12 protein-coding genes are annotated in these 12,357 nt (G+C 37.4%); all 12 read left to right on the top strand.

What is annotated here, in order from left to right; genetic code table 11:
* Positions 1–317 precede the first annotated feature (317 nt).
* The 12 genes from AB7942_RS00550 to pgsA all read left to right on the top strand — a co-directional run bounded on the left by AB7942_RS00550 (position 318) and on the right by pgsA (position 12,357).
* Positions 318–1,043: a GntR family transcriptional regulator gene (locus AB7942_RS00550; protein ID WP_335711475.1), complete on the top strand. Its 726-nt coding sequence runs from the start codon at positions 318–320 to the stop codon at positions 1,041–1,043.
* An 85-nt stretch (positions 1,044–1,128) separates the two neighbouring features.
* The gene (locus AB7942_RS00545; RefSeq protein ID WP_369445433.1) at positions 1,129–2,211 is read left to right on the top strand and encodes a BMP family lipoprotein; all 1,083 of its coding nucleotides are present in this window, start codon (positions 1,129–1,131) and stop codon (positions 2,209–2,211) included.
* 207 nt (positions 2,212–2,418) lie between these two features.
* Positions 2,419–3,954, top strand: coding sequence for an ABC transporter ATP-binding protein (locus AB7942_RS00540; RefSeq protein ID WP_098932994.1), 1,536 nt, complete (start codon positions 2,419–2,421; stop codon positions 3,952–3,954).
* Positions 3,947–4,993, top strand: coding sequence for an ABC transporter permease (locus tag AB7942_RS00535; RefSeq protein WP_088086412.1), 1,047 nt, complete (start codon positions 3,947–3,949; stop codon positions 4,991–4,993). Before AB7942_RS00540 ends, AB7942_RS00535 begins: the two co-directional genes overlap by 8 nt.
* A gap of 1 nt (position 4,994) precedes the next feature.
* Entirely contained in the window at positions 4,995–5,954 is a 960-nt protein-coding gene (locus AB7942_RS00530) for an ABC transporter permease (RefSeq protein ID WP_088086413.1), read from the top strand.
* Between the two features lie 190 nt (positions 5,955–6,144).
* The gene (gene yfmF, locus AB7942_RS00525) at positions 6,145–7,425 is read left to right on the top strand and encodes an EF-P 5-aminopentanol modification-associated protein YfmF (RefSeq protein WP_369445432.1); all 1,281 of its coding nucleotides are present in this window, start codon (positions 6,145–6,147) and stop codon (positions 7,423–7,425) included.
* On the top strand, positions 7,426–8,718 hold the full coding sequence (yfmH, locus tag AB7942_RS00520; RefSeq protein WP_369445431.1) for an EF-P 5-aminopentanol modification-associated protein YfmH: 1,293 nt from the start codon (positions 7,426–7,428) through the stop codon (positions 8,716–8,718).
* A gap of 71 nt (positions 8,719–8,789) precedes the next feature.
* Positions 8,790–9,509, top strand: a complete 720-nt coding sequence (gene ymfI / locus AB7942_RS00515) for an elongation factor P 5-aminopentanone reductase (protein ID WP_369445430.1) — start codon at positions 8,790–8,792, stop codon at positions 9,507–9,509.
* Between the two features lie 78 nt (positions 9,510–9,587).
* Positions 9,588–9,845 carry a DUF3243 domain-containing protein gene (locus tag AB7942_RS00510; RefSeq protein WP_088086417.1) on the top strand — a complete coding sequence of 86 codons (258 nt, stop codon included), beginning with the start codon at positions 9,588–9,590 and terminating at the stop codon, positions 9,843–9,845.
* A 163-nt stretch (positions 9,846–10,008) separates the two neighbouring features.
* Entirely contained in the window at positions 10,009–10,800 is a 792-nt protein-coding gene (locus AB7942_RS00505) for a DUF3388 domain-containing protein (protein ID WP_088086418.1), read from the top strand.
* A 21-nt stretch (positions 10,801–10,821) separates the two neighbouring features.
* Positions 10,822–11,721, top strand: a complete 900-nt coding sequence (locus tag AB7942_RS00500; protein WP_369445429.1) for a helix-turn-helix domain-containing protein — start codon at positions 10,822–10,824, stop codon at positions 11,719–11,721.
* 51 nt (positions 11,722–11,772) lie between these two features.
* A complete protein-coding gene (gene pgsA / locus AB7942_RS00495; RefSeq protein ID WP_088086420.1) occupies positions 11,773–12,357 on the top strand; it encodes a CDP-diacylglycerol--glycerol-3-phosphate 3-phosphatidyltransferase in 585 nt (194 codons plus the stop codon).

Below are 12,357 nucleotides of genomic sequence, written 5' to 3'. Positions count from 1 at the left end.
AACTCATAATAAAGGCTTTTTTTATACTATGAATAATGAGTCAAATAAAATAATAAAATAGTAGGAGGTTACAACAATGTAGAACTTGATACTAAAGTCTCATCATAATAAATATAACACCTGCATATATCCTCTTGGATTCTAAATAGACGATGGGTGAAAATTCCTTGTTATATTTGTGACATTACCTTTTAGCCTTTTTCGACAAATTTTTTAATAGCTATTTATTTATCCGAAAAAAAGTGTTAATATAATTTCGATTAGTAGAAATGATATCAGATGTCTGATGTCTAAGGAATAAGGCTGGAGGAAACAGCATGTCTATAAAATCAGATAACCGGCATTTATACTTACAAGTAATCGATCGGTTAAAGCAAGATATCGCTGATGGGGTTTATAAAGAAAAGGAAAAATTACCTTCTGAGTTTGATCTTGCTAAACAGCTCGGTGTAAGCAGGGCCACCCTTCGAGAAGCATTGCGAATACTTGAAGAAGAAAACGTTATCATTAGACGCCACGGTGTTGGAACTTTTGTTAATGTTAAGCCATTGTTTACTTCAGGGATTGAACAACTTAATAGTGTCACTGCCATGATAAAGCAAGCTGGAATGATACCAGGAACAATTTTCCTTAGTTCATCAACGCAAGGTCCGACCGAAGAGGATGTTCGTCGTTTCTCTTGTTCTACAAGTGAGGAGATTTTCGTGATGGAGAGGGTAAGAACCGCAAATGGAGAACCGGTCGTCTACTGTGTCGACAAGGTACCAGAACGCATATTGCCAGAAACTTTTTCCCATACAGAAGAATCTATCTTCAGTATTTTGGAAGATAAGGCAAACCGAAGGATTACATACGCGGTTGCTCAAATCGAGCCAATTGGCTATCATGAAAAAATTTCCCCAATTCTAGAATGCGACCCAGAAACTGCTTTGTTAGTTTTAAAACAAATGCATTTCGATGAAATGGATGAACCAATCCTGTTTTCGGTAAACTATTTTAAAGCGGACAAGTTTAGTTTTCATGTTTTAAGGAAAAGAATTTAATTTTTTAGCCTTTTTGAAAACGCAACCAGTCTTGCTATAAAAACATTTTTACTAAATCAAACCATATTCATAGGGGGTCAATACCATGAAGAAGCGTAAAATTGGAATGGCTTTATCACTAGTTCTAGCTGCTGGTACACTTTTGGGGGCATGTGGAAAAAGTGATGATAAAAGTAAAGAACCCGCTACAGGTGGAGAAAAGGCAAATAAATTCTCTGTAGCAATGGTAACTGATGTTGGTGGTGTTGATGACAAATCATTCAACCAATCTGCATGGGAAGGTCTTCAAAAATTCGGTAAAGACAATGGCTTAACAAAAGGTAAAGGTGGATATGATTACCTTCAATCAAAGTCTGATGCTGATTATTCAACTAACTTAAATACTCTTGCACGTCAAGATTTTGATTTAGTTTATGGTATTGGTTTCTTAATGCAAGCGGCAGTAGAAGAAATTGCGAAGCAACAAAAAGATTCAAACTTCGCAATTATTGATGCTGAAGTTAAACAACCAAACGTTGCAAGTGTTCTTTTCAAAGAGCAAGAAGCAGCATTCCTTGCTGGTGTAGCAGCTGCACTTCAAACAAAATCTAACCATATTGGATTCATCGGTGGGATGGAAATCCCAGTTATCGAACGTTTCGAAGCTGGCTTCTTAGCAGGCGTTAAAGCTGCAAAACCTGAAGTGAAAGTGGATGTTCAGTATGCAGGTGCATTTGATAAAGCAGAATTAGGTCAAAATATCTCATCTAAAATGTATTCTTCAGGTGCGGACGTAGTGTTTCATGCTGCTGGTGGTACTGGGAACGGTCTATTCAAAGAAGCAACTGACAGAAAAGCAAAAGATCCTAGTAAAGAAATTTGGGCTATCGGTGTAGACCGTGACCAAAACGACATGGGTCCAGATATTGTTCTTACATCTGCACTAAAACGTGTTGACGTTGCGGTACAGGATTTATCTAAAAAAGCAATGGATGGCAATTTCCCAGGTGGTGAAGTTGCATTATACGGTTTAGCTGAAGATGGAGTAGGCGTAGCGCCAATCAACGCAAAAGCAGATAAAAAAGATGCGATTGAAGCTGCAGTAAAAGAATGGGTTGAAAAGATTAAATCAGGTGCAGTAAAAGTTCCAGGAACTCGAGCTGAATTAAAGACTTTTAGTGTAAAATAATTTTTTGTGAGGAATAAGCGGGATTTAATTAGTGCTCGCTTATTCTTTTCTAAGGAATCCTAACTGAAGTGTAGAATAAATATTCTACTTTTCATTTAAGATTTTAGTGGGGAGGAATTCCCTGTTTTTTTAAAATTCGGAAAGGTCTGACCTCTTACTACTGTTGGTCAATTTTTCCTTTTACCTTATCACAGGGAGTGAGAAAAGATGGAATATGTAATTGAAATGCTAAACATCCGTAAAGAGTTTAATGGCTTCGTTGCGAATGATAACATAACCCTTCAATTAAAAAAGGGTGAAATCCATGCCTTGCTTGGAGAAAATGGTGCAGGAAAATCAACCTTGATGAATGTTCTCTTTGGTTTATATCAGCCAGAACAAGGTGAAATCCGTGTGAAAGGGAAACCGGTTAACATTGCAAACCCTAATATCGCTAATGATCTTGGAATTGGAATGGTCCATCAGCACTTTATGTTGGTTGATACCTTCACTGTCACTGAAAATATTATCCTTGGTAGAGAAATAACCTCAGCTGGTCGAATTGATCTTAAAAAGGCAGAACAACAAGTTCGTGAAATTTCAGAGCGCTATGGTCTAGCGGTTGACCCGCAAGCGAAAATATCCGATATTTCGGTGGGGATGCAGCAACGGGTTGAAATCTTAAAAACACTCTATCGTGGGGCAGAAATTCTTATTTTTGATGAACCTACAGCCGTATTAACACCACAAGAGATTAAAGAATTAATCCAAATTATGAAAACGCTTATTAAAGAAGGCAAATCTATTATTCTCATTACCCATAAACTTAAAGAGATTATGGAAGTTTCAGACCGTTGTACCGTTATTCGTAAAGGTAAGGGGATTGGAACTGTAACCGTAAGCGAAACAAACCCTAATGAACTTGCAAGCCTAATGGTTGGACGTGAGGTTGTCTTTAAAACGGATAAAAAGGAAGCAACTCCAAAACAAGAAGTACTTGAAATCAAGGATTTGGTTGTTAAAGACCCTCGTGGTGTTATGGTTGTTAATGGTCTTAATCTTTCTATCCGTGCTGGGGAGATTGTCGGAATCGCTGGAGTTGATGGAAATGGACAATCTGAATTTATTGAAGCAATTACAGGATTACGAAAAGCTGAAACTGGCAGTGTAAAATTAAATGGCAAAGAATTGATCAATCATACTCCAAGGCAAATTACTGAATCTGGCGTAGGTCATATTCCTCAGGATCGCCACAAACACGGGTTAGTATTGAATTTCCCAATTGGAGAGAACATGGTTTTACAAACGTATAATAAAAAGCCATTCTCAAAGAACGGAATCTTAAACTTTAGTGAAATCTATAAAAAGGCTAAATCGCTAATAAGTGAATTTGATGTTCGTACACCAAGTGAATACACATTGGCACGTGCCCTTTCTGGTGGTAATCAACAAAAAGCGATTATTGGACGTGAAATAGACCGTAACCCTGACCTACTCATTGCGGCACAGCCAACTCGCGGTTTGGATGTTGGGGCAATTGAATTCATTCATAAGCGCTTAATCGAGCAGCGCGATAATGGGAAAGGTGTCTTGCTTGTATCCTTTGAATTGGATGAAATTATGAATGTTAGTGACCGTATTGCGGTTATTTATGAGGGGAAAATCGTGGCTGTTGTTAATCCAAAGGAAACGACTGAGCAGGAACTTGGATTGTTGATGGCTGGATCGAATAGAAAGGAAGCGGGTGAACAAAACCATGTCTAAACGGTTTAAAAGTATTTTAACACCAATTATTGCTGTTTTATTAGGCATCATTGTTGGAACAATTATCATGTTATTTAGTGGGTACAATCCAATTGCGGCCTTTACTGCACTATGGAATGGCGCATTTGGAGATATCTATTATATCGGGGAAGTAGTAAGACAGTTTACCCCATATATTTTAGCCGGATTAGCTGTTGCTTTTGCTTTCCGAGTGGGCTTATTTAATATCGGTGTTGAGGGGCAATTCTTAGTAGGCTGGCTTGCAGCAGTTTGGGTAGGGGTAGCTTTTGACCTGCCTCGTATTATTCATTTACCACTTGCTATCTTAGCTTCCATAGTTGCAGGTGCACTTTGGGCATTTATTCCTGGTCTATTAAAAGCACGTTTTCGTGTGCATGAAGTAATTGTAACCATTATGATGAACTATGTAGCCTTACATGTATCGAATTATCTTATTCGTAATGTAATCACAAATCATGGGGACAATTCAGGTCCTATTCATAAATCGGCAACGTTACGATCTGGCTGGTTAGAAAGTCTAACTGACTATTCTAGACTTCACTGGGGTATTATTCTTGCTATTATATCTTGCTTTATAATGTGGTTTTTATTAGAAAGAACAACAAGAGGGTTTGAATTAAGGTCAGTAGGTTTTAATCAACATGCCGCACAATATGCGGGCATGAACGTGAATAGAAATATTATCCTTTCAATGGTTATTTCCGGAGCATTTGCTGGCTTAGCTGGTGCTATGGAAGGACTAGGAACATTCGAATATGCCGCTGTTAAGGGTGGATTCTCAGGCGTTGGTTTCGACGGAATTGCTGTGGCATTACTAGGTGGTAATACTGCTCTAGGTGTATTTTTCTCAGCGATACTATTTGGTGTTCTAAAAGTAGGAGCACTAAACATGCCGCTTGAAGCTGGAGTACCAAATGAATTAGTTGATATCATTATTGCGTTAATCGTATTCTTTGTTGCATCAAGCTATATAATAAGAGTATTTCTTGACCGATTCAGTAAGAAGGAGGGGAAGTAAGTTGAGTTTAATGGATATTTTAATCATTCTTATTCCATCTACTTTATTATGGGCTGCTCCTCTTGTCTTCACTGCATTAGGCGGTATTTTCTCGGAGCGTTCTGGGGTAGTTAATATTGGACTTGAAGGTTTAATGGTAATTGGGGCATTTTCGGCGATCGTGTTTAACTTAACTACATTTGATACATTTGGAAGTGCTACACCTTGGATAGCATTATTAATAGCAATGGCTGCAGGAGCAATCTTTTCCTTATTACACGCGGTTGCGGCAATTACCTTCCGGGCGGACCATACGGTTTCCGGTGTGGCGATTAACTTACTCGCAACAGGACTTACCCTTTTTCTTGTAAAGCTCATTTATGATAAAGGTGAAACTGGAATTATCAGTAAGGGGTTTAGCAAAATTGATATTCCTGTTTTAAAGGATATTCCAGTTATCGGTAAAATCTTCTTCCAAAATACGTATTGGACATCGTTTTTAGCAATTTTGGTTGCCATTTTAGTGTGGTTTATCGTTACCAAAACACCATTTGGTCTCCGCCTACGCTCAGTCGGTGAACATCCGATGGCGGCAGACACTATGGGTATAAATGTCACCAAAATGCGTTATTTGGGCGTCATCCTTTCTGGAGCTCTTGGTGGTCTCGGTGGTGGAGTTTATGCACAATCCATTACGTCTAACTTCAGCCACTCGACAATCAGTGGTCAAGGTTTCATGGCGTTAGCCGCAATGATTTTCGGTAAATGGCATCCACTTGGTGCATTAGGTGCTGCAATCTTCTTCGGTTTCGCGCAAAGTATCAGTATCATTGGATCAAGTTTACCTTTCTTAAAGGAAATTCCAAATGTATACTTGTTAATTGCTCCATATGTGTTAACAATATTAGCTTTAACTGGATTCATCGGTCGTGCCGATGCACCAAAAGCTAGTGGAACCCACTACATCAAAGGAAATCGATAATAGGTTGAAAAAAGAACCCCTGATTTTATTTCAGAGGTTCTTTTTTTTGAAACAAAGAGTATTTGCTTGTAATGACCAAGCATGTCAAATTATAGTAATAAGTATAGGTTTTATTTCAAAGGAAAAGATATAAAGAAAAATGTTTACATATTGTTAAGTATGACCTTTGAATAGTTAAGGAGGAATGTAAATGGCCACTGCTACAGAAAAAATAACACCGCTTAAGGGGTATAACTTACACTTTATACCAACAGAAAAATATAAAACGAATACATTGATTTGGAAGATGAAAGCACCATTAACAAAGGAGGATGTTACCAAACGCGCTCTTCTCCCTCAAGTATTGCAAAGCAGCACTAAAAAGTACCCTACAACCACGGCACTTCGTTCGTATCTCGATGAATTATATGGTGCCACCTTTTATGTTGACCTCTCGAAAAAAGGTGAAAACCATATAATGAGTTTCTCTATCGAAATTGCCAATGAAAAATTCTTAAGTGATCCAAGCCCATTATTAAAAAAAGGGTTCGAATTGTTAGCCGAAATATTAACCAAACCAAATATTAAGGGTAATGCATTTGACCATGATACTGTAGAAAAGGAGAAGCGGACACAAAAACAAAGGATCCAATCAGTTTTTGACGATAAAATGCGCTACTCGAATGTCCGACTAATACAAGAAATGTGTAAAGGTGAACCTTATGCCTTAGAGGTAAATGGAGATGCAGCAGATGTAGATGCCATAACAGCTGAGAATCTATATGAATATTATAAAAACGCTTTTATTAATGATGAAATGGATTTATATATCATCGGGGATGTAAATGAAGAAGAGGTAAAGAATTATGCTGCTGAACTTTTACATTTTGAGGATAGAAAACCGAAAAAGTTAGTACCACAGGAAATAAACAGAAATATTCAGGTACAGGAAATAAAAGAAGAACAAGATGTAAAACAAGGTAAATTAAATATTGGTTATCGGACAAATATCGTCTATGGGGACCCAGATTATTTTGCCTTGCAGGTGTTTAACGGCATTTTTGGGGGGTTCTCGCATTCCAAATTATTTATTAATGTGCGGGAAAAAGCAAGCCTTGCTTATTATGCAGCGAGCCGTCTTGAAAGTCACAAAGGCTTGATGATGGTTATGTCAGGCATTGATTTAAAAAATTATGACCAGGCAGTTGGCATTATCCATGATCAATTAGAGGCAATGAAAAATGGTGATTTCACAGACCAAGAGCTCGTACAAACCAAGGCAGTGATTCAAAATCAAATTCTTGAGACGATAGACACATCAAGAGGACTTACGGAAATTCTATATCATAACGTCGTGGCCGATGCAAATATTAATTTGGATACATGGCTTCAAGAAATGCAAAAGGTTACGAAAGAAGAAATTGTAGAAGTTGCAAAAAAAATCGAAATTGATACCATATACTTCTTAACTGGAACGGAGGCAGGCAAATAGATGGAGAAAATAACTTTTGACCAGCTTCAGGAAGAGCTTTATCATGAAAAACTAGCCAATGGACTAAATGTATATATCTTGCCTAAAAAGGGTTTTAATAAAACCTTTGCTACCTTTACGACGAAATATGGTTCTGTTGATAATACATTTGTTCCATTAGGCAAAGAGGAGTATGTTAAAGTACCAGACGGCATAGCCCACTTCTTAGAACATAAGCTTTTTGAAAAGGAAGACGGTGATGTTTTCCAGCAATTTAGCCGTCAAGGGGCATCCGCAAATGCTTTTACCTCCTTTACACGGACTGCTTATTTATTTTCAAGCACCTCTGATGTTGAAAAGAACCTTGAAACACTCGTTGATTTTGTTCAGGATCCTTATTTTTCTGAAAAAACGGTCGAAAAAGAAAAAGGGATTATTGGGCAAGAAATCACAATGTATGATGATAATGCAGATTGGCGCTTATACTTTGGATTAATCCAAAATCTATATCAGAACCATCCAGTTAAGATTGATATAGCAGGTACCATTGAGTCTATTTCACATATTACAAAAGATTGGCTATATGAATGCTATAACACCTTCTATCATCCGAGCAACATGCTTTTATTTATTGTTGGCCCAGTGGACCCCAACACTTTCATGAACCAAGTGAAAGAAAATCAAGCAAAAAAAGAATACAAGGATATGCCTGAAATCAAGCGCAAATTTGAAACAGAACCCCCACAAGCAGCTGAAAAGAAACAAGTACTTGAAATGAATGTTCAAACGTCAAAATGCTTACTGGGTATTAAAGCACTTCATGTCGACCAAACAGGCGATGAATTGCTTAAAAATGAATTAACAATGAATGTATTACTGGATCTATTGTTTGGAAAAAGCTCAGAAAATTATAATCAGTTGTATAATGAAGGATTAATTGATGAAACCTTTTCCTTTGATTACACGCAGGAACAAGGCTTTGGGTTTGCGATGATTGGCGGGGATACAGGTGAACCTGATAAGCTGGCTGAAACACTAGAAAAAATGCTTCTGAAGGCTAAAAGCCAAATGATTTTTGATGAAGAACAATTGGAAAGAGCGAAAAGAAAGAAGATAGGGGCATTTCTACGAGCGATTAATTCACCTGAATATATTGCAAATCAATTTACTCGCTATGCATTTAATGATATGAATCTTTTTGATGTTGTTCCAACACTTGAAAAAATCACCTTAAATGATATACAATCACTAGCATCTGAGGTGATCTCGGAAGAACGCTTTTCAGTTTGCCAAGTAGTTCCAAAGAAAAAATAGAAAAGTGAAAGCGTCGTAACACGGCGCTTTTTCTTCGTATAAAAGTTTTTTATTAGAGAGAGAGTGAAGAAATGAAATATGCACTGATCACTGGGGCAAGTGGTGGAATAGGACAAGCCATTGCGCTTAACCTCGCTGAAAAAGGCTATCATTTGTATCTGCATTATAATAAAAATGAACAATCGATTCGAGACCTAATCGAAAAACTGCTGCCATTCGGTGGAGAGTATATTCCTATCCAAGCAGACTTTGGCGGCCCTAATGGTTATAAGAAAGTCTACTCTGAGGTTTTTTCGCTAGACGCCATCATCCATTGCGGTGGAAACAGTCAATATGGGCTTCTTATTGATTTGCTACAGTCTGAAGCAGAGGCATTAATGAATGTTCACGTACTAAATCCATTAATGCTGACCAAAGAGCTCCTGCCGAAATTACTTGTTAAAGGTAAAGGGAACATTGTCGTGATTACATCCATTTGGGGTCAAACAGGTGCGGCCTGTGAAGTGGTCTATTCTACCGCAAAGGGTGCACAAATTGCCTTCGTAAAGGCATTAAGTAAAGAATTAGCATTGAATGGCATTCGCGTTAATGCGATCGCCCCTGGTGCGATCGCGACACCAATGATGGAAGGTTTTTCACAAGAAGAGATGGACCAGATTTCTTATGAGATACCTATGGGAAGACTTGGTCAGCCAGAAGAAATAGCGAGGAGTGTCGCTTTCTTGCTCTCAGATGAATCTTCCTATATGACCGGGCAAGTCCTTGCGTTAAATGGTGGTTGGTATACATAAAATTCACAAGTTATTCATGTATAGTTCCCTTCACTTCATCGCAAAATAAACTTGTACTAATTTAAAGGAGGGAAAACAATGTCTGTTTTAGATAACTGGAAACAGTGGGAGGACTTTCTTGCTGAACGTCTTCACCATGCACAAAATGAAGGTATGAGTGAGGGAGCAATTAATAATCTTGCCTTTCAAATTGGTGATTATTTATCAAGCCAAGTAGAGCCAAAAAACGAGCAAGAAAGAATTCTTGCTGATCTTTGGTCTGTTGCTGATAAAGAAGAACAACAAGCTATTGCAAATATCATGGTTAAATTGATTCAAAATAATGGCGCCCGCTAAAAGAGAGGAGGTTTCTCCTCTCTTTTTGTATGTATAAATCTATAAACTCCATTAAAAAACGAATATCTGTGTTTTTACTTTCATCTTCATCCAAAATCATTTATTATAGGGGTTAGATGAGGAAATGCAGAAAAGTGTCGAAACTTCTTTATAGGAGGTTTATATCGTGAAAAAAGAATGGTATTTAGAATATGAGATTCAAAAGAACCGTCCAGGGCTATTGGGTGACATTTCATCCCTATTGGGTATGCTTTCAATTAATATTGTGACGATTAATGGTGTGGATGAAGGAAGACGTGGTTTGCTCATTTTAGCAAAAGACGATGATCAAATTAAACGACTAGAGTCAATTTTACATACTATGGACACAATAAAACTAATTAAACTTAGGGAACCAAAACTGCGTGACAGGCTTGCAGTTAGACATGGCCGATATATTCAAAGAGATGCTGATGATAAAAAAACCTTTCGCTTTGTAAGGAATGAACTTGGCTTATTAGTTGATTTTATGGCAGAATTATTTAAGCAGGAGGGCCATAAACTGATTGGTATTCGTGGAATGCCACGGGTCGGTAAAACAGAATCATTAGTTGCAGCGAGTGTTTGTGCAAATAAACGTTGGTTATTTGTTTCATCGACACTGTTAAAACAAACAATCCGCAATCAATTAATTGAAGATGAGTACAACGAAAATAATCTATTTATTCTTGATGGAATAGTATCAACAAAACGAGCAAATGAACGTCATTGGCAGCTTGTCAGAGAAATCATGCGTCTACCGTCAGTAAAAGTAATCGAGCACCCTGATGTCTTTGTACAAAATTCAGAATACACACTCGATGATTTTGATTATATTATTGAGCTTAGGAATGACGCGGAAGAAGAGATTACATATGAAGTCGTTGATCAGCATAACATGTTCTCCGGATCAGATTTTGGTGATTTTGATTTTTAATAAATTGGAAGGTGTTAACAGTTGACTGAATTAGGGAATCGACTAAAAGAAGCCCGATTAGCTAAAGGATTAAGCTTGGATGATGTCCAATCCATGACCAAAATTCAAAAGCGGTATTTAATTGGTATTGAAGAAGGTAATTATGCGAGCATGCCTGGAAATTTCTACGTGCGTGCATTTATTAAACAGTATGCAGAGGCTTTAAGTCTCAATCCTGATGAAATCTTTGAAACCTATAAAGGCGAAATTCCTGCTACCTATAATGATGACTTACCCCAGCAATTGTCTAGAGTGAAAACACACAAAACAATTACTGAAGGTAATTCCAAAATATTTGATATTCTGCCAAAGGTATTAATCGGTGTTTTTGTAATTGGTGCAGCAAGCCTTTTATATTACTTTATATCGAATCATGCTGGTGGAAATTCAAATGAATCAATTAGTAATCAGAATGAACCCGTTAAAATTGTTACATCGAAGAATCTTGAAAAAGAAAAAGCAGATGATAAAGATAATCAGAAAGTAAATGAGGAACAGAAGGATAATACAGTACAGGAAGAGGAACAAACAACGGTAGAAGAAACACCTAAACAAGAAATTACAGCAGTTCAAAGCAGCGGCAGGAATTCAACCTATGAATTAAAAAATGCAGATAAATTTATTGTGAAGTTGGTTTCTAAAGGTCAAACCTGGGTTAGTATTAAAAATGGGAAAGGGAAATCCTTTTTTCAAGGAACACTAAAAACAGGTACAACTGAGAGCCAGACAGAAGATTTATCAGCAGAAAGTATGGCTGTGATCAGGGTTGGAAATGCTGCTGACACTGAAATTTATGTGAATGACCAAAAGCTCGAGTATGCAGTCCCAGCGACTGCGAATGTTCAGAACATAACGATTCAATATGTTCTGAAAGACGAATAGTCATCTGTAGATGACTATTTTTCACTTTTAATAAATAAACGGAGGAAAACTATGAATATTCCGAATAGAATAACGGTATCAAGAATATTATTAATTCCAATATTTTTGATTATTATGCTTGCCCCTTTTAAATGGGGCGACATGCAACTTCTTGGGACCGTCCTTCCAGTTACCCATTTTGTCGGTGCATTGATCTTCATTTTAGCCTCTGCAACTGACTGGGTTGACGGACATTATGCCCGTAAATATAACCTTGTCACTAATATGGGGAAATTTCTTGACCCATTAGCTGACAAATTACTCGTATCGGCTGCACTTATCGTTTTAGTTGAACTGAATGATGTTTATGCACCTTCATGGTTAGTTATTATTATTATTAGCAGGGAGTTTGCAGTAACAGGTTTACGCCTCTTGCTTGCAGGGGAAGGCGAAGTTGTTGCGGCTAATATGCTCGGCAAAATTAAAACATGGGCGCAAATTGTCGCGATATCATCGCTTTTATTACATAATATAATTTTTGCAATGATACCATTCCGTTTTGATATAGTGTCATTATGGGTGGCTTTAATTTTTACTATCTGGTCTGGATGGGATTATTTTGCAAAAAATAGTCATGTCCTTAAAAATTCAAAGTAA

The sequence above is a fragment of the Neobacillus sp. BF23-41 genome (assembly GCF_041106275.1).
The sequence above is the reverse complement of the archived record's forward strand: the minus strand, read 5'-3'. Positions and strand labels throughout refer to the sequence as shown.